The following is a 22,852-nucleotide window of genomic DNA, read 5'->3' as shown; positions in this document are numbered from 1 at the left end:
GTATTACAACGGACGAATGCGTAAGTTGCGGAATTCCAATCGTGTTCCATGATTTTGAAGACCAATAAAACCGCTGGTGCGTTTTAAGCCGGGATGGTCTTTTATCTTGTCGAGATGTTCATTCAAATCTGCATCAATAATCTGTATACCGTTCAAAGATACCTTTACTTTTGAACCGACACAGGAGATATGGTATTTCTGCCATTCTCCAGCAGGGCGTGTTACTCTGCGAGATGGGGCTACCGTTGCATACACGCTACCACAAAATTGCCACGGTTTTAAGTCCTTGTATTGGTCAGAATAATCATCTAAAATTTGAATTTCGCTACCTTCAAAGGCAGGATTTCCTTCTTTCGGGGCACGGATAAATACGCCACTGTTTCCACCGGGAGGTAAACGGAATTCCAATTCTAATTCAAAGTCGCCATATTCTTCCGCCGTGGCGAGCCAGCCACAGCCTTCTCCGCCTTCGGTTACAAGCATTCCTTTTTCGGCTTTCCAGCAATCTATGTTGCCACCGAAGGCTTGCCAACCCGTCAGGTCTTTACCATTAAAAAGTTTTTTCCAGCCATCACCTCTTGGAATTTCGCGTATATAAATATTGCGAAACCATAACGGGGAATGATGATGTTGTAATTCAATAGAGCCACTGGGAAATAGAGGCTGAGAACGGTCCCAATAATTTTCCAGAACGGTTTTGTTCACTACCAATTTATCATTCAGATATACCGTTACGCGGTCGCCGATGATACGAATAAAGAAGCGGTTCCATTCACCAACGGGTTTGTCTGCAAAAACGAGTGGTTTGCTTGGATTTTTTTCATTATTATAAAGTCCACCCGAACCAATACCGTCTTTGTTATCCCAGATTTGCACCTGAGGCGTTCCGCGGAGATAGATACCACTGTCCCCGTTTGCTTCAATTTTCCAGTCTACCAGAAGTTCATAATCTTCATAATCTCTACCTGTGCAAAGACTATTCCCCTGACCATCATAGCATAATACACCGTCAACCACTTTCCAATGAGCACGCATTTCCTCATCTGCTTTTTGTTGGGCAGCGGCTAATTCTTCTGGCGACATTTTTGCCCGTTTTATCGGGTCTGCCACCAATCCTTTCCAGCCTGTTAAATCTACACCATTGAATAAAGGAACAAAGCCAACAGGTGGATTTTCCGGGGTATATTCACCTAATAATTCTGCAATTTTAGGTTCCACGGCACTTGCCCAGATTTCATATCCTTTTGCGTTTGGATGAAGCAGGTCGGGCATGATAGTTTTAGGAAGGGTTCCATTTTCATCCAGAAATTCAGCACCTATATCGTAAAAATGAACGAAGGGTTTGGTTTTCGGTATCTCGGCAATTCGTTTATTTGCTTCAGCGATGATGTTCAATTTATCCTGAGAGACATCTGCCCGTGGGAAAATGGCGAGGAGAAGAATTTTCATATCGGGGAAGAGGGTATGTAATTTATCAATAATTTTTTCAATTCCTAAGGCAATTTGTTCCCCTGTATGATGGTGGCAGTTGTTTGTTCCAATCATAATCATAGAAAGTTTTGGCTGAACATTGCCCCATTTTAAGTTTTCCAATCGCCATAAAACATGTTGGGTCTGGTCGCCGGAAAAGCCCAGATTTACCACATTTCTATCTGCATAATATTCATCCCAGGTATTTTTATCCACATTGTCCCAACCATGTGTGATGGAATCGCCTATAAACAGGACATCTACATTTCCTTGTTGAATTCGTTCTTGATTGCTTTGAAATCGTTCTTGCCACCATTTGTCTGGACGAGGCACAGGGGTTACAGAATCTTCCTGAGCATACAAACAAGGCATTAACGCAAGAAGTATTAACAGCAGAGAAAAGACAAAAAACCGTTTTTTAGTCAAAAAAGTATCCATTCTTGGGTTCCTTAAATTTAATATTGAAAATGCAATACTTGCTTTATAGTTTTACTCGGACACAATAAATGATAGTATATCGTATTTATTTCAAACAAGCAAATATTAAACATTCGGGTGGAATCGTGAGAAAGGCATTCAATATCTTTTGATAATGTTTACAAAATTGAGTATAATCGCAAGAGTAGAGAAAGATTATGTTTAACAAATAATAAATAGATAGGAGTTCAAGATATGGGTATTATGAATGCGGTTCAGGAAGCAATGAAGCAAGCGATGAAAGACAGAGACACAGTTCGCTTAGAAACATTACGAATGGTCAAAGCGGCGCTGTTGCTAAAAGAAAAATCTACAGCAAGAGATGAAGAAATGTCCGATGACGAAGGGATTTCTGCTTTGCGTAGCGAGGTCCGTAAACGCAAGGATAGTATCGAAGTGTATAAGCAATTAGGGAAAATGGATGAAGTAGCCAAATTGGAGAAAGAAATAGCCGTTATTGAGGAGTTCCTTCCCCAACAGATGAGTAAAGATGAGGTAATACAACGGGTAAAGCAATATCTTTCGGAACATCCTGAGATAAATCATGCAGGGAAGTTGACAGGTGCTATGAAAAAAGAATTAGGAGAACGCGTTGATGGTAAATTATTGAATGAAGTATGCAGAGAACTTCTCGGAGGATAAAGTATTTTTTCGGTATTTGCAAGGAATACTCAATTGATGGGACCCATGGGATCAATGGGACAGATGGGACGAATGGGACATTATAGGTATTAATGTAGCACAGACATTACTGTCTGTGCTTTTTTTTCTGTCCATGCCCTTACCATAAATAAATCCTCCTCCGTGTTCTTTGTGTAAAATTTCCTTTGTGTCCTCTGTGGTTAATTCTCTAAAAAAAATCCTTTTCCCTTACCGTAGTTGAACCGTTCCCGCTTCGTAATAGAATTTTATATGTCCCTATTAAGCATTTATAAATACTGTGTATATTTCCCATTTTGCTTATCTATTGCAATTATAACATAGGCATTTACTATAATAGATTATGACAATTTGATAATTGCAAAAAGTTAAAATTACACTTATCAAAAATTTTTTGTATCTGGAAAAGTTTAAACATAAGGAATGGGAATATGAAAAATGTATTATTACACATCTTCTTTATGCTAATTTTAACCTGCATCGCCATGGCTCAAAATACGGACACAGGAAACGCAGCCGAGAAAGCACATCAAGAGGCAGAGCCAGAACTGAAAATAGGTCTGATAGGTCTGGATACTTCTCATGTAATTGCCTTTACCCAATTATTTAATGACCCTAATAACCCTAAACATATACCCGGTGCTAAAGTAACATTGGCGTATCGTGGGGGTAGTCCGGATTTGGAAGCGAGTTATACACGCATTGATGGTTTTACCGAACGATTAAAAAATGAATATGGCGTAGAGATTGTAAATTCTATTGAAGAACTCTGCTCTCGTGTAGATGCTGTTATGTTAACAAGTGTTGATGGTAGGGTGCATTTGGAACAAGTAAAACCTGTGTTTCAAGCCAAAAAACGGGTATTTATTGATAAACCATTAGCGGGTTCTCTGGTAGATGCAATAAAGATTGCACGATTAGCGAAAGAACATGATGTCCCTTGGTTTTCCAGTTCTTCCTATCGGTATTATTCCAGTTTGACAAAGTTGTGCCAGCAGGATATAGGTTCTATTCATACGGTTATTTCTTATGGACCTTGCCACTTAGAACCGCATCACCCCGATTTGTTCTGGTATGGTATTCATCCTACCGAAGCATTATATACCGTTATGGGAAAAGGTTGTGAGACCGTATCCCGAGTTAGCACGCCCGATACGGATGTTGTTACAGGGGTCTGGAAAGATGGGCGTGTGGGTGTCCTTGTTGGATTGAGGAAAGGACCTTTACCTCATCAGGTTATTGCTTTTGGTGAGAAGGGAACTGCCTATCAAGAAGACGGAGGCGATTATGCGGAGTTGGCTCAGGAAGTAATTAAATTCTTTAAATCCGGGGTTTCACCTATTTCATCGGAAGAGACTATAGAAATCTTTGCTTTTCTGGAAGCCGCAGATGAAAGCAAACGACAAGGAGGAAAACCTGTAAAAATAGAAGAAGTTATTGCAAATGCAGAGAAACAAATCGCTGACGGCCAATAATCTATAAAAAGTCTTTATTGGACATTTATAAAATTTTATTGAGATGTTTTTCCATCGTCATTGGGTAATTATATGTGCAGGGTTTGTATGTGGGGCTGTCTTATCCAAGACACAATGGATAACATGGGCTTTGTTGCCTATCATTAGTCTTATCCTTATTCTTTTTCTTATAGTAAGTTACCAGAAAAAAATCCGATATGTAGAAGGCATTGGGATTTTTTTGTTTTCTCTTATTATTGGTGCTCTATCTTATTTATTACATCCTTATCCCGAAGAAGGAGATGATTTTTTCTTATGGTTGAGGCAGCAACCACCGAATGCGTATGTTGAGGTAGAAGGGTATGTAACTGAAAACACACTCTTTGACCCTACCGACCGACAAATTCAATTTGTGATTCATATCTTGAAAGTAAAAAATGGAAGCAGATGGGAAGATATTGTAGGGAAAGCCCTTGTTTCATGCAAAGATGCCCAATATCCCATCTTTACACATACTCGTGTTCATCTATTCGGAAAAACATCACTCTATTTAAGTGCCGTGAACGAATCGTTAAGTGATTATGAAACCTATCTCCGTTCCCATAGAATTTATACAAAGATTTTTACTTATGCACCGCAGATAAAAAGAATCCATACTTATACGCTCTCTCCCTTTTTTCACCTATCCCGATTGCAACAATATTTTTACGAACGGATAATACAGTATACACCTACTTCTATTAAGGATATGACAAGGGCTATATGGTTGGGAGACCGAAGTGGCTTGGATTACAAAGAAAAGCAAAACTTTGTGCTTACAGGAACTATACACATCCTTGCTATTTCAGGACTGCATGTTGGTTTGGTGTTCTGGTTTACACGGGCTCTAATGAGGACAATTTTTAAGACACAGAGACGATGGGCAGATGTGCCTGCTTTGTTGTTGTGTATTCTATATGCTCTGATAAGTGGTGCTCATGGCTCTTCGTTGAGGGCTGTTCTTATGTTAATAGTTTATGAATTATATTTATGGAACAGAAAAAATGAAGATATTCTCACTGCTTTATGCATAACAGTAACACTGCTTTTTATTTTTAACACAGACCTCATCTGGGATATGGGAACACAAATGTCTATATTAGCAGTTGCTTCTATCCTATTATTCAATGAACCTCTTTTGAAACTATTACGAATTTTTCCATGGACCATCCGCACCTATTTATCTGTGACTATATCTGCACAGGTATTATTACTGCCTTTACTTGTTATCACAAACCTTCAAATAAATATTTTAAGTCCTATATATAATCTTCTCGTCATTCCGTTGATTACTCTTTATCTAATGACCAGTATTTGTGGATTGGCTCTTATCTTTGTCCCATTGATACCTGCTTTATTCTTCTATATAAGCGGGGTATTTTTAATCCTTATTCAATCACTATGCAAGTGGGGTGGCTCTTTTTCCTATACTATATTTCCAATTTCCCATCCTTCTCCTTTGGCTATTTTCCTCTACTTTGTTGTTTGCATATTTCTTTATCACTGGCTTATTACACAAAAACGAAAAGCCTTTTTTATGTTCATTGCTGGCTGTATGATATTGATTTTTTTCTGGACGGGTGTTCCTTTCTATAGAGAAACTACTGTGTATATCCTCGATGTAGGGCATGGAGATGCTATCCTCATCACAACTGCGGAGAAAGAGAATATCCTTGTAGATGGTGGGACTAAAAGGATGGGGGAACGGATTGTAGTCCCTTTCCTGTTTGCCAAAGGAATACGGAGATTGGATTATGTTGTTGCTACCCATGCGGATGAAGACCATATAGGGGGCATATTCAACGCTATGGATAAACTGCAAGTTCGACATTTTATTTATGGAGAGGGATTTACAGACACAGAACTTGGAAACGAGATGATTAAAAAAGCAATCTTCAAAAACATTAATCTCATTAAGGCTAAAGATGGATTGCAAATAAAGCTGACAAAAAATTTTCTAAATATTCTTTATGCAGGTAGACCTTATTATTATGAAACCAACGAAAATTCCCTTGTTTTGAAATTTGTTAATAATCATTTCTCTGTATTACTCACGGGTGATTTTCCTGCAAAACTGACAGAGAAAGAACTTTCTTCTACGGATTGTTATGCAACAATAATAAAAATTCCTCATCATGGATTAAAGAATTCATTAAATCAAGAATTATTAGAGAAATCGCAGCCTGAAATAGCCGTTGTCTCTGTAAACGAATTCCAACACAACTGGGGCGTGAGAAATGAGGTTAAAGACCTGCTACATCAATATCAAATACCCCTCTGGCGAACGGATTATTATGGTGGGATAACCATTCAATCTAATGGTGATAAAATAAACATCTACGGAGCAAGACAGAAAAAGGGGTATTTCCTCAGAAAAGAGGGACACTCTTAACACATTTTGCAATCAAAGACTTGTTATCTATCCGTTCCATATTTAAGCACCCTTTGTCTCATATTTCTTCTCTGAAAACTTATTTTTAAGATAAATCAAAGATAGAATAGGGTGGTATAAAAACATTTTAGGGCCGGAAAATCTCATTACGGTTTTTATTCGCTCTTTGTGTTTCTTGTCATAGCAATGGATGTGGCAATTTTTACAGGTAGGTTTATCCGGCATAAGTGGACATTTTTCAATCCGCTTATAGGCATATTCTAAAAGTTCATTACATTCTTCACATACGGGGTTTTCATGATGGTATTTGCAATAGATTTCTATCATGCTTTTGATAGTTTTTTTCTCGAATTTTTCTCTACGCAGGTTCTTTTTATGTTCTTTATTATCCATTGTCATTAGGATTAAATCCTTTTTCTCCTGTTGAACCTGTCTTGCCTGTTCTATCCTAAATTGTGTGAACGGTTCTACAACGAGGGCAGATTACTTTACCATTATACCCGGGTGGTATTTTTAAAGTTACTCCACAGGAACATTTAAGAAAAGTATATTTTTGTGCTTTCATTATAGCGTTACCGCTGAGGCGGGCATTTTGAAGGGGTGTCATGGATGTCTGTGTTAAAGAGGATGTAGAAGGAGTAGTAGAAGGAGTAGCAGAAGGAGCGAGAGAAGTAAAGTCTCCCTTTTCCCATTTTTTCCCTTCGACCTCTTTCCATGCTTGCTCATAAGTCAGGGAAGGGGTTCGGGCAATATTTCGTAAAATCTGTATTCGCCTTTGTAGTGGTGGATGTGTGCTAAAAATGGATGAAGCATTAAGATTACGCGTTTCTAAGGGATTTACAATATAAAGGGGAGCAATTATCTGGTTTACATTTGTAGCCGGTTGCTTTTGGTAACGATTAGCAATTGTTTCGAGGGCTGATGCCAATCCCTCCGGATTGCGAGTAAACACAACCGCTCCTGCATCGGCTAAATACTCTCTCTGACGAGAACAGGCGAAATAAATAATCTGAGCAAGAAAGGGCGCTATTAAAGATAATAACAAAGCAAATATATAAACAAATAGGAGGAAGAAGATAAGCCCTGCTGCATCGTTGCGATTGCGTCTGCTATACCTTGCAGACCCACGAATGCCTGCACCAATAATTTCGCGTAGTCCTACAACCAGCAAAATAATAGTGCCGAGGGATACCGCCAACATGGTCATATACAATGTATCGCGGTGTGTAATATGACTGATTTCATGAGCAATAACCCCCTGTATCTGGTCGCGGTTCATTGTGTTTAGCAATCCACGGGTTACCGCAACGGCTGAATGTTCTGGGGACCGACCTGTTGCAAAGGCGTTCATAGATGGGTCATCTATAACATAAATTTCGGGCATAGCAGGAAGTCGTGATGCAATTCTCATCTCCTCAACGATGTTATACAACTGGGGGTGGTCTGCCTTTTCAATTTTAATAGCATTGCTGACGGATAGAAGTATTTGCCCACCGGAATAGTAAGCAAACAACATCTGTATAAACCATATTACAAAAGCAACCATAGCCCCAAGAGGTCCCCAGTAAAACCAGATAAAAGACATAACCTGCTCATAAGTAAGGGGAGGTTCCTCGTATGAATGAGAAGGCGAATAATTCGGAGGAAAGTTTGGATTATAGGGCTGAGATGGATAAGTAATTATTTTGTCTTTAGCGAAGGCATAGGGTTCCGAAACATAATAGTATGTAAAGGCAAGAAACGAGCCGATAATATAACCTATGAATAGCATAAAAATCAGCATAATAATGGCCAGTAAAATAGAACGGCGTTTGTTTCGACGGATGAGTTCAAACATCGTTAAATTTCATATTCCTGAGCGGTTTTATTGAAACGATACTTTGGGTACGGCTCGCTCTGCAACATTCTCCAGTTCGAAGAAACTTTGTTCTTTAAATCCGAACATGGCACCCACAATATTCGTTGGGAACATCTGTATCGCATTATTAAAATTCATTACTGTATCATTATATGCCTGACGAGCAAAAGAGATACGATTTTCCGTAGAAGTTAGTTCTTCCTGCAACGCAAGAAAATTTTGGTTCGCTTTCAGGTCGGGATAATTTTCTACTACAACGAAGAAATTATGCAATGCCTGGGTTAATTGTTGTTCTGCTTGAGCCCGTTCACTAACCGAACCTGGCTTCATGGCCAGATTTCGCGCCTGAGTAATGTTTTCCAGTGTTGCCCGTTCATGTTGCATGTAACCCTTGACGGTTTCTACCAGATTGGGAATAAGGTCATGCCTCCGTTTTAATTGCACATCAATCTGCGACCATGCATTTTTTACCTCATTTAACAATCGAACCAGCCGATTGTAGGTGCTGATAAAAAACAACACCAACAATACAAGAAATACCAGAACAGCAATTAGAATTCCTGTCGTCATAATTCAAATCTCCTTTTTATAGTCCGAACTCTTGAACGGACTGTTTTGTTAATATTAACACAGTTGACAACAAGAGCAAAAAATAACAAGAAAAGTTTTACCGAAATTATTTGATATATCTGAACCGTCTAACTTGACTAACCTATTAAATTTTTAAGGAATAAAATAAAATACCCTTTTGTTTCTGTATTTGGGAAAGAGAAGTATTCTTGTTTTTCCCATCATATAACTGTTGCATAAGAAAATTCCATCCGTGAGGGTTGGATAATTGATAGCCACAAATTGATAAAATATACTTATACAAAAGGCAATACAACTTAAACAGGAGTATTCATCTATGCTTACTGATGCACTCATGTTGGCACGAATTCAATTCGCTTTAACTGCTATTTTCCATTATCTCTACCCCCCTTTTACAATAGGTTTAGGGTGGATTATGGTTTATATGTCCTATCAGAGGCTCAAAACAGGGGAGGAAATTTATGATAAAATGGCACGGTTCTGGACCAATATTTTTGCAGTAACTTTTGCCATGGGTGTTACCACAGGTATCGTTATGGAATTTGAATTTGGGACGAACTGGTCTGAATATTCTCGTTTTGTAGGGGATGTTTTTGGTTCGCCATTAGCTGCAGAGGCGTTAATTTCTTTCTTCCTCGAATCGGCATTTTTAGGGGTGCTTGTTTTTGGATGGAATCGTGTATCTAAAAAAGCTCACTTTTTTTCAACACTTATGGTAGCCTTAGGGGCAACATTATCCGCATTATGGATTTTAGTAGCCAATTCATGGCAACACACACCCGCAGGTTTTCATATTGTTGAAACGCCTTTAGGTCCTCGTGCAGAGATTATTAGTTTCTGGCAAATGTTTTTTAATCCTTCCACCGTGGGTAGATATTCCCATGTTATTTTCAGTGCTATGTTAACTGCTTCCTTTTTCGTTATGAGTATCTCTGCACTTTACATCTTAAAAGGCAAGTATGAAGAATTTGCACGCCGTTCCTTCAAAATTGCTCTGGTGTTTGGTGTTATTGGTGCTTATTTCACATTGTTTGCAGGACATCATCAGGCGATAGTTGTTGCACGCCATCAACCCGCCAAATTAGCCGCCTTTGAAGGGCATTTCAAAACAACAGAAGGGGGCACTCCCTATTATCTTTTCGGAATACCCAACGAGCAGGAAAAAAAGGTTGATTATGGAGTAACTATTCCCGGTTTCTTGAGTTTTTTAGTCTATTTCGATTTTAATAAGCCTGTGAAAGCCTTAGACCAATTCCCGCCAGAAGACCAGCCTCCGGTAAAATTACCCTTTTTTACCTTCCATTTAATGGCAGGTTTAGGAATGTTCTTTATCGCATTAACCACCTTATCTTTATTCCTCTGGTGGAAAGGCAAGTTATTCGACTATCGCTGGCTGTTATGGGTATTTGTTTTCTCCCTTCCTTTACCTTATGTTTCCAATATGGCAGGCTGGATTGCCGCTGAAGTAGGAAGGCAACCCTGGATTGTTCAAGATTTATTGCGAACCCAAGACGGTGTATCCTCGGGTGTATCTGCCAGTCAGGTTTTGGGTTCTACCCTAATGTTTACCACAATTTACTCACTTTTATTTATCCTATATATATTTATCCTTGTTAAGAAAATAAAGAAAGGTCCTGAAATCATAAACCATTAAACTTTTATAAACAGAGGAGTTTTTTATGTTAATTAATGTAATCTGGTTTGTATTAATGACGGTCTTGCTTATGGTTTATGCCATTCTGGAAGGTTTTGATTTAGGCGTCGGAATTTTACATTTGTTTACACAAAAAAATGAGCATCGGCGTATTCTGATGAATGCTATCGGTCCGGTCTGGGATGGAAATGAAGTCTGGCTGATTACCTTCGGAGGTGCTTTATTTGCAGCGTTTCCGACCGCATACGCTACCGTTTTTTCTGCGTTTTACACACCTTTTATGATGTTGCTTACTACTTTAATATTCCGCGCTGCATCTATGGAGTTTCGTAGTAAAGTAGAGTCGCCCGGGTGGCAAAATATCTGGGATGTTTTATTTTCTATATCCAGTCTTGTGGCGACGCTGTTGTTAGGAGTGGCAAGTGGAAATGCTCTAATCGGAATTGCTATCAATGAAAAGGGAATTTTTCAAGGCAACTTCTTCTCTTTTCTTAATCCTTTGAGCGTAATCACAGGTTTATTTGCCATATTTCTTTTTGCCTTACACGGTTCTTTATATCTCCAGATGAAAACGGAAAAGGACTTAAATTATCAGATGAGAAAAACATCAAAAGTATTGAGTTTTATTGTCCTTATCCTTTTTGCGGTATTAACCGTAGTTAGTTTTTCCACAGTTGCATGGGCAAAACCCCGACTAATTACCTCTATTTTGGGCTTAGTTGCCGTTGCCATGTTAGGATTAACCCTCTGGTTATCATGGAAAGAGAAAGGGGGAATTGCCTTTTTGAGCAATACAGGTTTTATTGCTTCTATTATCCTGATATTCGCTTCTAATATGTTCCCTTATCTTGTTCGTTCTACAATAAATCCCGCATTTAGCCTGGATATTTACAATTCCGCATCCAGCCCAAAAACGCTGACGATTATGTTAGGAATTGTCCTTGCTGTTTTACCTATAGTCCTTGTTTATACGGGTTATGTCTATTGGGTATTCCGCGGACCTGTCAAACTGGATGAAACTTCATACTGATGGCAACATTTCAGGTTTAAATTCGTGGGTTGAAAGAGGTAAGATAAGTAGAAACAACGAATAAATGACCTGAATAATAGGAGCGACAGGATTATGAAGGATATCTATGCCCTTGGTCTGGATTACGGAACGAATTCTGTCCGTGCTTTGATTGTCAATGTTCACACGGGCGAAGAAATAGGAACTGCGGTTGTAAATTATGCCCACGGAGAGCAAGGAATTATCTTATCATCGAAAGACCCTCATCTTGCACGCCAACATCCGGAAGATTACATTCGAGGGCTGGAACAGGTGGTCAAGGATGCTATAGAAGACGCAAAAGCAAACCGACCTGATTTTAAGGCAGAAAATATAATCGGTATAGGTGTTGATACTACCGGCAGTACACCGTTACCCGTTGACCGCGAGGGCACTCCGCTTGCGTTCCATGAAGAATTTTCCAGTGACCCCAATGCGATGGCATGGCTCTGGAAAGACCATACCTCGTATGCGGAAGCGGATGAAATTACACAACAGGCGAAACAACAAAGACCCCATTTCCTTGCTAAATGTGGTGGGACTTACTCCTCGGAGTGGTTCTGGTCAAAATTACTTCACTGTCGGCGTATAGCACCCAAAGTTTTTACATCGGCTTATACATGGGTTGAATGTGCTGATTGGATACCCGCCGTTTTAACCGGCACTACGCACCCCGATAAAATAAAACGGTGTATTTGTGCTGCTGGACATAAAGCCATGGCAAACCCTTCCTGGCATGGCTATCCCGATGAAACCTTTTTAGGTTCTCTTGACCCTGAATTAGCACGAATTCGTCAGACCTTACCGGATATTTTATTTTGTGTCAAAGATAAAGCAGGGGAATTAACACCTGAATGGGCAGAGAAATTATCTTTACGAGTAGGTATCCCTGTGGCCGTGGGTGCTTTTGATGCTCATCTGGGTGCTGTGGGTTGTGGAATAGCGCCCGGCGTGCTTACAAAAATTATAGGCACATCTACCTGCGATATGATGGTTGCACCTATGGATGAACCTCTACCGGATATTCCCGGCCTTTGTGGAATTGTTCCTGAATCCATTTTGCCCGGAATGTTCGGATTGGAAGCGGGACAATCTGCCTTCGGCGATATTTACAACTGGTTTGTTCAATACATTCAGCCCGGTGGGACTATAGAAGGGTCTCATGAAAGACTTACAGAGGAAGCAGGAAAACTACAGCCCGGTGAAAGCGGTTTATTGGCATTGGATTGGCATAATGGCAACCGAACTATTCTTGTAGACCCACAATTAACAGGTGCTATTATCGGTTTAACACTTCTTTCCAAGCCTGCGGAGATATATCGCACATGGATTGAAGCCACTGCTTTCGGGGCACGCGTTATCATGGAACGTTTTGAAGAGTACGGTGTAAAAGCGGAACGCGTTATCAATTGCGGTGGTATTGCTATGAAAAATCCGCTGGTAATGCAAATCCTTGCAGATGTAATGGGAAAAACTATGGAAATTTCCCGTAGTCAGCAAACTTGTGCTCTTGGTTCTGCTATCTGTGGGTCTGTTGTTGCAGGTTCTGCGAATGGAGGACATGATGATTTTGCTTCTGCCGTTAATGCCATGACGGGTGTTCAATCTACAAAATATATACCCAATCCGAAAAACCAGCAGATATATAACCAATTATTTAAACTATACCGTCAACTACATGATGCCTTTGGCACAAAGGAATACCAAGGTAATCTTGCAAATGTTATGAAAGAACTTCTCAACATTCGTCGCAATACTGCCCTGTAAGTTTTTAAAAATATATTAATGATGTCTGTAAGTTAACAGATTGAAAAAAGTTAAATACATTGTTCAAAGTATATATAAAATCTATAAAACTGCTTTGAGGGTAAAATATGAGTCAAAATGTTGAGGGTGCTTTAAGTTCGCCGATGGGGCAGGCTTTAGTAGCCGAAGGCGTTATCACAGAGGAACAATTAAGACGGGCTTTGCGTATCCAAAGTTTGCTGGAACAGCCAAAACACCTCAGCGATGTTTTAATTGAGTTAGGTTATGCTACTCGTCAGGCGATTAATCAGGCAATCACAAAACATGGTGGCAATCTTCGTTTAGGAGATTTGTTAATAGAACAAGGGATTATTACGCCCGAGGTATTAAATTCGGCTCTAGCACTTCAAAAGGAACGCGGTATTCGTCTTGGGGAGGCTCTTATCGAATTGGGAGCTATTAACGAACGCACACTCCTTCGAAATTTAGCCCATCAGATGGGCGTGCCTTTTATTGAACCTGAGTTTCCTATGATTGACCTTCGCCTATTACAGGGGGTATCTCCAGCATATCTGCGTAAGTACAATTTTATTCCCTTCTCGAAGGAAGAAGATGGTAGCATCACAGTTGTAGTAAGCGATATGAACAAGGAACAGACACGGCAGGCTATACAGGATGTTTTCCCGGGACAGTTTAATATTGCATTAGGTCCACAGGAGGCTATTCAAGAAGCCATAAAAGCGTTTGAAGAATACCGACATCAAATAATGCAGGCTCCCGGAGAAGCCCGTGTAGGGGAAGATAATATTATTCAGTTGGTAGACCATCTTATCATAACGGCTATCGAACGCCGTGCCAGTGATATTCATATTGAACCTATGGCAGATAAAATACGGATACGCTATCGGATTGATGGCGTATTAGTTTATCACACAGACCTTCCTCTAACCATGCTACCGCGACTTATATCCCGTATTAAAATTATGGCGGGTTGCAATATTACCGAACATCAACGACACCAGGGTGGGCGTATCCTTTTCCCTTACAAAGGGAAAGATATTGATTTGCGGTTATCCATCTATGTTACGGTTTATGGCGAATCGGCAGTAATGCGTGTTTTGAACAAAGATTTGGCTTTGGTGGCTCTGGACGAATTAGGTATGAACCGTAGCATGTTGGAGCGATACCGTTATGATGTCTTAGATTTACCTACCGGGGTAGTACTGATTACTGGTCCTACCGGTTCTGGGAAAACGACCACATTATATGCGAGTATTGCCTATTCCAATGATGTATCCCGAAAAATCATTACGGCGGAAGACCCTGTCGAGTTTACAATTGATGGCATTGTCCAGAGTTCGGTTAACGAAAAAGTTAATCGCACTTTTGATTCGACCTTGCGTGAGATTGTGCGTCAGGACCCGGACATTATCGTGATTGGCGAAATCCGTGACCGTGAAACAGCACAAGTAGCCATTCAGGCTGCGTTAACCGGGCACAAAGTATATTCAACTTTTCATACGGAAGATACGATTGGCGGACTTCTGCGCTTGATTGATATGGATATTGAGACCTTCCTTATTTCCTCAACGGTTATATCGGTGCTGGCTCAACGATTGCTCCGTCGTATCTGTCCAAAATGTATTGTTCCTTATATCCCTACGGCAAGAGAAGCCCAATCCTTAGGATTGGACTATGCAGAGGTGCGCGAATATGAATACAAGAAAGGGAAAGGCTGTCAATATTGTTCCTATACAGGCTATCGCGGAAGAGTAGGGGCTTATGAATTGCTGGTTTTAAATGAAGATGTGAAGGAAGCCATTCTGCAAAAAAAGACCGCCCATGAAATACGGCGGATTAGTGTAGATTCCACAGGACTTATCAGTATGCGGGAAGATGCTATATCGAAAGTAATTCGTGGCACGACCACATACGAAGAAGTCATTAAACATACACCACGAACCTTTAATCTGCGTTCTATACGGCAGATTATGACTTTATGTTCATAATCAGAAAAGAAAAAGGGCTTAATCTATGAATGCTACATGTCCATTTTGTCAAACAGTTATATCACCTCCACAAAAAATGCGTAAATGGTTTTTATGGATTTGCAAAGTGTGTAATAATCCGTTGTGGATACAAACACAGGGGACAAAGAACCTGGTTCAACCTTTTAGCAATTACACCGATATTCGGTCTGTTTTACAGCCCGATTCCATTGGGGCTAAAATCTTTGAACATCTGCCGAAATATATTGAAAAAATACCCGTAATACCTCGCGTTGGGCAGCAATTACTAAACACCATTCAAAAACCGGATGTTTCTTTTACAGAATTGGTGGCTATTATTCAAGAAGACCCTTCTTTATCTATGGCGATATTGAAAATGGCAAATAGTGCTTACTATGCGGGCTTGCAGGAGGTTAAAGATTTATTAACCGCCTGTTCTCGTTTGGGTTTACAGACTTTAACAAATATGGCACAGGTTTATGTAAGCCAGAAGGTATTTCAATCCCCTAATCCGAAGTTAAGCGAAGAGTTTCAGAGATTGTGGAGGCATTCTATTGCAACGGCTCACGCTTCGTATGAATTAGCACTTATCGTTGCAGAACCCCATCCCGAAGTGATGTTTCTTGCTGGATTGCTTCACGATGTGGGGCATATTGTCCTGCTTCAAATATTAAATGAAGTGAATTCCCCCGCTTTTTCACAACTTATTGCCAGCCCCCAGTTAACTCAAGAGGTGTTAATGCAATTTCATCCATTGGTAAGTCTTTTTATCTTACAGAAGTGGGATATTCCAGATGAGTTTGCCGTTTTATCTTTTTCTCATCATGACCCATCTCTAACACCTATGGAAGAATTGCGAACACAAACGCATATCCTTTGTCTATCCAATCTAATTGTTTCACGAGAAGGTTATAATTTCTTTCCCTGGTCCGAAAATATTGTTTTTCTTCAACACCCTTCTACGCAATACCTTAATTTGAATGATTTGAAAATAGCAACCTTACGCGTGGACCTGGCCGATAAACTGGAAGCCTATTTTTCTTCGCTTAACTAAACGAACATTAACTTTATCTAACCGGTTTCATTTTCAAAACACCTGAATTCTGGGCTTTACTTTCATCGTTGGAATTACTTTTTCATGGGTGTCCATATACCACGCTAACAAAGCACAGCGGTCTGCATCGATAATATGGTCATTTCCTTTCGAATAAACATATTGTCCCTGAGCATTTAGTAAGTAGGTATGATTTGCATATTGCTGTTCGCGTTCTGCACTTTTGGGAAATAGAATCGTATGTTCTGCCAGACGCCTTTGTAGCAGTTCCGTCATCCATTCTTTCGTTCGCCGTTTCTGAATAGTGCCATTGGATAACTGTCCTGTTTCTATCATTCCGCCAAATTCAAACGCACAAACTCGTTGTTCCCAGTCTCTACCTATGGCCATTAATTGATGAGCAACGGCTCTACCACTATTCCCGCAGTCAATTCCTATTTTACAAAAATGATAATGATTATCCAATTCCTGTATCACAGCTTGTTGTTGCGCATAATTGACATTCTCCAAATGCATACGAAGCACACAAATCAAATAGGGTGGTTCGTTTTTATAAACGATAAATTCTGAAGGGTCGTGGGAAAAACCCAAATCGCAGCCTAAATAATACATTCCCTTTTGTGGAGGTTCTGGAAAATCCCAGTGTGTCCTTGACCCTTTAAGTCGAATTTCATTCGCAGGTAAACTTTCATCAACGCACAGTAAATAATCATCTAGATTAAACACGGCATTCATTGGTTCACCATGCAATCCTAAAACACGATGTATATATCCTGGGCTATCACGCCTTCCATACAATAACACCAACTCATCATCTTTTTCCGAAGTGAAATCCGGATTGAGATAACTAGGCCAATGATATTGTTCTGTATCTGGCAAGAAAGTCATACGATAAAAGGTATTTCGAAGCCCATTGGGAACACCATATACCCATCGTCTTCCACCACCGTTCAGGGATTGGTATAATTCGCCCCAACTCGTTTCTGTCATTTCCTGTGCTTCATCTACAATCTGCCAGTCCACATGCATTCCCTGAAAGTTTATCCCACGAGGTCCTGCAATCCGTCCCCATAAAGTAAAACCATTCACAAACCGTATGAAGTAAGAAGGTGAACGCCGTAATTCTGCAATACCTCCAGAAAACTCCGGGGTGGTCTCAAAACGACGCACTAACCGATTCATTATCGGGAACAAGTGGTTCTCACATTGTGTCGCTATTAACATAGATTTACCGGGACAATTTACCATAGCCCAGCAAGCAATAATTTCTATTTCTGTCGTTTTCCCTACATCCCTTCCATCACAATGCACTTTTCGCAAGGCTTGAGATTCTAAAGAATTGCGTTGATAATCACGCACCCGCCACGGCATACCGTCGGCACTGCGGAAAAAACGATAAGCAAACAGCTCTCGTCGTTGAAGCAAACGAAATAATGTTTCCCTTGAAACTGACACTACCCTAACCCCGTATAATTAATAAAAACTAATTAAAGAGAAATTATCATTTGCCCGGAGGATACCACACTTTTACCTTTTTGGTTCGTTTTCCCCAACGCATTGCTTCTTTATGCTTCTTAAAAAACAGGTCAATGCTATCCCCTTTGATAGAACCACCTCGGTCTTCCACCCGACCATAACCATAGTCTGGAATATACATAATCGTCCCGAAAGGGAAGCGACTTGTATCGGCTGAAATGGTTCCTCTTGTTGCTTTAACACCACTGGCAGTCATACCTACTTTTTTGGGCTTTCCCTTATTCGGTCCATGGGCAACAACAGGACGAAAATACCAATTCCTTTTCCAATTGCAGCATTTACCACAGGGACAATACCCGCGTGTTTCTAAAGTTAATATTTCAGAACGAGAACCTACCTGAGGCTTAAACCGTGTTGAAGTTGTAGCACAACCCGCAGAAAAGATTAAAAATACTGTTATCGTTATTAACAAATATCGTCGAAGCATATTTTCAATATTCCTTATGCATTGTTTTTTAAGTTCAAACATCTTCTCTATAATTCTATCAAATTTTATTAATGATTAATTATCTTGATTTACAAGGGTTTCATTTTTATTTTCTTCGGAAAGATTCTTTTGTATAGTTCCATTGTTTCCTTTCTCCAATTCATGGGCACAACACACCAAATCCTGCACAAGTTCTGCAATACTCATAGAGGATGTTTTTGTTTCCATTGGCTTAATTCCCTCAAACTCCTGCACCAATTTTCGTTGCCGTTCCATATATTTGCATAACACCTCATAACATTGTGCAGAAGAATTTATTCTTTCCATTTTTTTGGAAGATTCCATACCTTCATTTTTCTTCTCAGGCAAAGGAGTGGAGAATAATAATTCCTGTTCCAATCTCTGTATAAAAAAGGTAAGTATAAGCAGTTCTCTCAAACGCATCTGCAGCCAGGGAGATATTTCAATCCCTTTATTTTCAAACCACATTTGCAATGCTTTATATTTCTCACGCCACTGCCGTTTTTCAAATGGAGTAAGCCATTTTTCCCCTTTCTCAATAGAATAAAAAACACATTCCATTAACAAAACCTCCTATCCTATTTTGTGGAATATCTCTAAAAATATAGAAAGAATTTTGCCCTGAAAAGCACTTAAATCTTTGATATATTTGAAGAAATGTTTTTATCCCGCTTTATATGGAACAGGCAAGGCAAAATATTTTTAGGAGTTATAAACACAACTTTTTATCATAATATTGTAAATAAATAACTTTAATATAATATTTTTATATAATTATATACATATAAATATTAATGTCTTTAATAACATAATATTCCTATTAATAAAATAATAACGAAACAAAAATTTAGTTTTTAATTTGGAAATATTATTTAAATAATTAAAAATTTATCTTGACAAACAAAAAAATATTAATTATAATATAATCGTATTTACAATTTAATAGTTTTATTCATGAGCCCTGCATGAATAAGGATAAATTAAACTAAAAGGGTTTTCAGGGCGAACCCAAGAAGGAGTTCTATTATGCGTAAAAAAGGTTTCACACTCATCGAACTGCTTGTCGTCATCGCTATCATCGGTATCCTTGCGGCAATTTTGTTGCCGGCGCTAGCTCGTGCGAGGGAAGCAGCGCGCAGGAGCAGTTGCCAGAACAACCTCAAACAATGGGGTCTGGTCTTCAAAATGTACAGCAATGAAGCGAAAGGTGAAAGATTTCCGCCTATTTGCATTACTGCAGCACAAAGGGTAGATTGTAATGTTTATCCCTATACTCCAACTGCTAACGCTGGTCTTGTTGCAGCAGGTCCCAATCCCGCGGTGCTTTATCCGGAATACTTAACGGATTTAAACATCATCTTCTGTCCTTCTGATTCTGCGGAGAAACCGGGGCTTCAATATAATCCTGCAGCCCAGGCAGCAGGATTGGGAGATGTTCCCGATGTGAACATTCCTTGTGATGATGCGGTTCGCGGAATGTCTATCATTGATTCCAGTTATAACTATGTAGGATATGTGCTTGACCTTTGCAATGCAGACGGAAGTGACCCGCTGGTGGATATTACTGCATTAGCCACCCTTGTTGGTGCAACAGGAATATCAGGCAATGGTCCTTCGCAACTTGTGGAAGCAATGTTAACTCTATTGGGAGCCTATCTTTCCAATCCTAATGAGGCTGTAAAAAAAGCGGATGAGGATATTTCTGTGCCTTTAGGGTTAGGCAATGGCAGACAATCCACAATTTACAGACTCCGTGAAGGTATTGAACGCTTCTTAATCACGGATATTAACAATCCTGCCGCTTCGTCTAAAGCCCAGAGCGAAACCTGGATAATGGCGGATACCATTGCCATAGACCCAGGAGCCTACAACCACATTCCCGGCGGTTCTAATGTGCTTTACATGGATGGACATGTGAGTTTCATGCGGTATCAGGAAAATGGCGAACAACCTGTTAACGGTGCGGTTGCCCGTGTCGTAGGCGTTATATTGGCTTCACAAAATATTATATAGCCCTCTCCTCTTCCTTTCGTTTCTGTTCAAAACCCTCGCAAGTCCCCGATTACGCAAAGTAATCGGGGATTCTTTTATATATAGAACAAATATCTAAAACGGGATTTGTTTAATATGTTCCCTATCTTAACCTGCGAGTTGTTTTATCCTTTCGAGGATATGTTCAGGGTCTAATCCTTGATAGGTAATATGTTCAGATAGTCCGCCTTTTCCGGGTTTACTAACACCCATATAATCAAATTTAGGAGCATATTGCCTTTGAAGTAGCCAACTGCCAAAACGACTGCCCAAGCCTGTTTTGATGTTTTGTGCCTCGACCACTAAAACGAATGGGGCTTTTCCTAAAACGGTCATCATATCTTCATCTACTACATTAAGTGTCGGTTTATTGATGAGACCTACATCCAATCCCTGTTCTCGTGCTTGTTCCACAGCATCTAATGCACGGTGTAGCATTTCTCCATAAGATATTACATATCCGGCGGTACCTTTTCGGATAATTTCATCTTTTCCGGGAACAAATTGATAATTGCCTTCATAGAACTTCGTGCCATCTTCTTTGCAAATAAACGGAACTTTACTGCGGGTGGTAAAAATAAACCGAATGCCCTCATCTTTCCAGATACGATGAACGACTGCTTTAAGTTGTAGAGCATCTGCCGGGAAGTAAAGCCGTGTATTATCACCTTCCGGGAGACCATTATCGGCGAAGAAAATATTAATTCCATAATGACAGGTATTATCAGCGATATCATCAACCCCGGCATGGGAAAAATGACAAATGGCATTGGCTTTATTTAACCGTGCCATGGTTAGTTCAGAAAGAATCATTTCTAAAAAGGCAGAGAAGGTGCTAAATATTCCCTGCTTGCCTTTTTCAAACCCGAAACCTGCAGAAGCAGAGAAATTCCCGCGTTCCTGAACGCCACCATTTATGAATATATCCGGATGTGCTACACGGATGGCTTTTAATCCGGTGGAACCTTCGAGGTCGGAATCAATAACTAAAATTTTTCGTTCGCTCTTTTCTTCGGGATGTGCTGTTAAATAATCCTTAACAATATTTCCAAATTCCGTTCGATTACTTCCCTGTTCCTTAGAACACCCCCGATAAGTTCTGCTTACAGAAATTTTTTCAACTTTGTTTAAGAATTCAATAACTTCAGGCATACCGCGTTTTTCAAAGTAAGCAATAGCGTTGTCTTTTCCGATAACATCATGTCCTGAATGGTTCCCTTCAATCCCGGGAACGCCCGGTGCCATTACTCGTTTGTTAATCAGAGCCACAGGACCTTCTTGTCGCACTGCTTTAATCATACGTTGCACCAGACTTTCCAGATTTTCACCTTCGCCGACATCCACATTTAAGCCGTGTCCAGATAGCGTTTTCCCAATGTCATAGCCTGGTAGATACTGGGAAGGATGACCCGAGATTGTTACATTGTTATCATCAATACACAATTTAACATTTATTTTCTGAGCAACAGCGAGTCGTGCAGATTCTGCATCATCACCTTCCTGCTGGGAACCGTCAGAACCTAACATAAAAACAACCTTATCTGGATTGGCTAATGCTACACCATTAACAAAAGACCATAAATGCCCTAAACGACCGGATGCAAATTTTATCCCTAATTCATGCTCAATTTCCGGATGTCCATAAAGTCCATAATTAGCCTCACGATAATGTAATAAATAGTCAAATGGGATAATTCCGTTGAAAGCAGACATTGCATATTGAATAGCCACACGGTGCCCTGCTTCATCAAAATAAACGGGATAAATTTTTTCAGAACCTTTCATAAAACTATCCAGAACTAATACTTCAGGAACGATACTATATGCTCCACCGGTATGCCCCCCCAGACCACGGATTCCTGCAACAGCGGTAAAGAAAATGATGGAATCACGAACAACTTGAATGTTTGTTTTCAACTGTTCTAATTGTTCTTTTGTAAACTCTTGATGAAACGGGTTCACAGCAATAGGTTTGTATTTCTCTACATTAATTGGGAAACTCATGGGCATATCTCCTTTATTGTTTAAATTCCGATTTTTAGAAATGTAATATACCAAAAGTTGAAGATAATTATCTATCTGTTAGGTAATATCTCTAAGATATCTGGTTAGAAGATTATTTTATTTGTAATAATCAAGTTTGAATTGGTGTTTGTTTTTTGATAAAATTATTGATGCAAAAAGTTGCGGGAGTAACTCAGTTGGTAGAGTGCAACCTTGCCAAGGTTGACGTCGCGGGTTCGAGTCCCGTCTCCCGCTCCATTTTTTTATCAGGGCCGTTAGCTTAGCTGGTAGAGCAGGGGACTCTTAATCCCAAGGTCGCAGGTTCAATTCCTGCACGGCCCACCAATTTGTGAAATTTCTACGCGCAATATGCCGTTTCCT

At 39.8% G+C, this 22,852-nt stretch carries 17 protein-coding genes and 2 tRNA genes; 11 read left to right on the top strand and 8 right to left on the bottom strand.

Translation table 11 applies throughout. The annotated features are described in order from the left end of the window. Positions 1–3 precede the first annotated feature (3 nt). Complete coding sequence (locus tag PLA12_05500; GenBank protein ID HOQ31951.1) at positions 4–1,908, bottom strand: DUF1080 domain-containing protein; 1,905 nt, start codon at positions 1,906–1,908, stop codon at positions 4–6. Between the two features lie 234 nt (positions 1,909–2,142). Between PLA12_05500 and PLA12_05495 the strand changes: the two genes are divergently transcribed. The 3 genes from PLA12_05495 (at position 2,143) to PLA12_05485 (ending at position 6,492) form a co-directional block, all read left to right on the top strand. Then, positions 2,143–2,589 (top strand): GatB/YqeY domain-containing protein, encoded by a 447-nt coding sequence (locus tag PLA12_05495; protein ID HOQ31950.1) that lies wholly within the window; start codon positions 2,143–2,145, stop codon positions 2,587–2,589. A 449-nt stretch (positions 2,590–3,038) separates the two neighbouring features. Next, positions 3,039–4,082, top strand: coding sequence for a Gfo/Idh/MocA family oxidoreductase (locus tag PLA12_05490; protein ID HOQ31949.1), 1,044 nt, complete (start codon positions 3,039–3,041; stop codon positions 4,080–4,082). Positions 4,083–4,125: 43 nt separating this feature from the next. Then, positions 4,126–6,492, top strand: coding sequence for a DNA internalization-related competence protein ComEC/Rec2 (locus PLA12_05485; GenBank protein ID HOQ31948.1), 2,367 nt, complete (start codon positions 4,126–4,128; stop codon positions 6,490–6,492). Positions 6,493–6,534: 42 nt separating this feature from the next. On the opposite strand, the gene PLA12_05480 is transcribed toward PLA12_05485, so the two are convergent. The 3 genes from PLA12_05480 to PLA12_05470 are packed head-to-tail and all read right to left on the bottom strand — an operon-like array spanning position 6,535 to position 8,920. Further along, positions 6,535–6,891, bottom strand: coding sequence for a nitrous oxide-stimulated promoter family protein (locus PLA12_05480; GenBank protein ID HOQ31947.1), 357 nt, complete (start codon positions 6,889–6,891; stop codon positions 6,535–6,537). 49 nt (positions 6,892–6,940) lie between these two features. Continuing rightward, on the bottom strand, positions 6,941–8,329 hold the full coding sequence (locus PLA12_05475) for a M48 family metallopeptidase (GenBank protein ID HOQ31946.1): 1,389 nt from the start codon (positions 8,327–8,329) through the stop codon (positions 6,941–6,943). A gap of 27 nt (positions 8,330–8,356) precedes the next feature. Then, positions 8,357–8,920, bottom strand: coding sequence for a LemA family protein (locus PLA12_05470; protein ID HOQ31945.1), 564 nt, complete (start codon positions 8,918–8,920; stop codon positions 8,357–8,359). Positions 8,921–9,257: 337 nt separating this feature from the next. Here PLA12_05470 and PLA12_05465 point away from each other — a divergent pair, with 337 nt between their 5' ends. From PLA12_05465 to PLA12_05445, 5 genes are all read left to right on the top strand, one after another. Then, positions 9,258–10,595 (top strand): cytochrome ubiquinol oxidase subunit I, encoded by a 1,338-nt coding sequence (locus PLA12_05465; GenBank protein ID HOQ31944.1) that lies wholly within the window; start codon positions 9,258–9,260, stop codon positions 10,593–10,595. 25 nt (positions 10,596–10,620) lie between these two features. After that, positions 10,621–11,625, top strand: coding sequence for a cytochrome d ubiquinol oxidase subunit II (cydB, locus tag PLA12_05460; protein HOQ31943.1), 1,005 nt, complete (start codon positions 10,621–10,623; stop codon positions 11,623–11,625). 93 nt (positions 11,626–11,718) lie between these two features. Then, positions 11,719–13,410, top strand: a complete 1,692-nt coding sequence (locus PLA12_05455) for a ribulokinase (protein ID HOQ31942.1) — start codon at positions 11,719–11,721, stop codon at positions 13,408–13,410. Positions 13,411–13,517: 107 nt separating this feature from the next. Next, complete coding sequence (locus PLA12_05450) at positions 13,518–15,398, top strand: ATPase, T2SS/T4P/T4SS family (GenBank protein HOQ31941.1); 1,881 nt, start codon at positions 13,518–13,520, stop codon at positions 15,396–15,398. A 25-nt stretch (positions 15,399–15,423) separates the two neighbouring features. After that, on the top strand, positions 15,424–16,452 hold the full coding sequence (locus tag PLA12_05445) for an HDOD domain-containing protein (protein ID HOQ31940.1): 1,029 nt from the start codon (positions 15,424–15,426) through the stop codon (positions 16,450–16,452). Between the two features lie 33 nt (positions 16,453–16,485). Here the strand turns inward: PLA12_05445 and PLA12_05440 are convergent, their stop codons facing one another. The 3 genes from PLA12_05440 to PLA12_05430 form a co-directional block, all read right to left on the bottom strand. Further along, complete coding sequence (locus tag PLA12_05440; protein HOQ31939.1) at positions 16,486–17,907, bottom strand: hypothetical protein; 1,422 nt, start codon at positions 17,905–17,907, stop codon at positions 16,486–16,488. Between the two features lie 46 nt (positions 17,908–17,953). Next, positions 17,954–18,415: a 3D domain-containing protein gene (locus PLA12_05435; GenBank protein HOQ31938.1), complete on the bottom strand. Its 462-nt coding sequence runs from the start codon at positions 18,413–18,415 to the stop codon at positions 17,954–17,956. 75 nt (positions 18,416–18,490) lie between these two features. Further along, entirely contained in the window at positions 18,491–18,997 is a 507-nt protein-coding gene (locus PLA12_05430) for a hypothetical protein (protein HOQ31937.1), read from the bottom strand. Positions 18,998–19,462: 465 nt separating this feature from the next. On the opposite strand from PLA12_05430, the gene PLA12_05425 reads away from it, so the two are divergent. Next, entirely contained in the window at positions 19,463–20,449 is a 987-nt protein-coding gene (locus PLA12_05425) for a DUF1559 domain-containing protein (protein HOQ31936.1), read from the top strand. 126 nt (positions 20,450–20,575) lie between these two features. Here the strand turns inward: PLA12_05425 and PLA12_05420 are convergent, their stop codons facing one another. Continuing rightward, entirely contained in the window at positions 20,576–22,477 is a 1,902-nt protein-coding gene (locus tag PLA12_05420; GenBank protein HOQ31935.1) for a transketolase C-terminal domain-containing protein, read from the bottom strand. Between the two features lie 176 nt (positions 22,478–22,653). Here PLA12_05420 and PLA12_05415 point away from each other — a divergent pair. Together PLA12_05415 and PLA12_05410 are read left to right on the top strand one after the other, a co-directional pair. After that, a tRNA-Gly gene (locus tag PLA12_05415) sits at positions 22,654–22,729 on the top strand. A gap of 11 nt (positions 22,730–22,740) precedes the next feature. After that, a tRNA-Lys gene (locus PLA12_05410) sits at positions 22,741–22,816 on the top strand. The last annotated feature ends 36 nt before the right edge of the window (positions 22,817–22,852 follow it).

The sequence above is a fragment of the Candidatus Hydrogenedens sp. genome (assembly GCA_035378955.1).
GTDB lineage: Bacteria > Hydrogenedentota > Hydrogenedentia > Hydrogenedentales > Hydrogenedentaceae > Hydrogenedens.
Note: the sequence above shows the minus strand (reverse complement) of the source record. Positions and strands in the feature narration are given on the sequence as shown.

Coding starts and splice junctions, on each gene's coding strand:
- PLA12_05435 (HOQ31938.1), bottom strand. CDS start 18,415: ATGCTTCGACGATATTTGTTAATAACGATAACAGTATTTTTAATCTTT.
- PLA12_05480 (HOQ31947.1), bottom strand. CDS start 6,891: ATGACAATGGATAATAAAGAACATAAAAAGAACCTGCGTAGAGAAAAA.
- PLA12_05485 (HOQ31948.1), top strand. CDS start 4,126: ATGTTTTTCCATCGTCATTGGGTAATTATATGTGCAGGGTTTGTATGT.
- PLA12_05465 (HOQ31944.1), top strand. CDS start 9,258: ATGCTTACTGATGCACTCATGTTGGCACGAATTCAATTCGCTTTAACT.
- PLA12_05425 (HOQ31936.1), top strand. CDS start 19,463: ATGCGTAAAAAAGGTTTCACACTCATCGAACTGCTTGTCGTCATCGCT.
- PLA12_05430 (HOQ31937.1), bottom strand. CDS start 18,997: ATGGAATGTGTTTTTTATTCTATTGAGAAAGGGGAAAAATGGCTTACT.
- PLA12_05445 (HOQ31940.1), top strand. CDS start 15,424: ATGAATGCTACATGTCCATTTTGTCAAACAGTTATATCACCTCCACAA.
- PLA12_05500 (HOQ31951.1), bottom strand. CDS start 1,908: ATGGATACTTTTTTGACTAAAAAACGGTTTTTTGTCTTTTCTCTGCTG.
- PLA12_05455 (HOQ31942.1), top strand. CDS start 11,719: ATGAAGGATATCTATGCCCTTGGTCTGGATTACGGAACGAATTCTGTC.
- cydB (HOQ31943.1), top strand. CDS start 10,621: ATGTTAATTAATGTAATCTGGTTTGTATTAATGACGGTCTTGCTTATG.
- PLA12_05475 (HOQ31946.1), bottom strand. CDS start 8,329: ATGTTTGAACTCATCCGTCGAAACAAACGCCGTTCTATTTTACTGGCC.
- PLA12_05490 (HOQ31949.1), top strand. CDS start 3,039: ATGAAAAATGTATTATTACACATCTTCTTTATGCTAATTTTAACCTGC.
- PLA12_05450 (HOQ31941.1), top strand. CDS start 13,518: ATGAGTCAAAATGTTGAGGGTGCTTTAAGTTCGCCGATGGGGCAGGCT.
- PLA12_05420 (HOQ31935.1), bottom strand. CDS start 22,477: ATGCCCATGAGTTTCCCAATTAATGTAGAGAAATACAAACCTATTGCT.
- PLA12_05495 (HOQ31950.1), top strand. CDS start 2,143: ATGGGTATTATGAATGCGGTTCAGGAAGCAATGAAGCAAGCGATGAAA.
- PLA12_05470 (HOQ31945.1), bottom strand. CDS start 8,920: ATGACGACAGGAATTCTAATTGCTGTTCTGGTATTTCTTGTATTGTTG.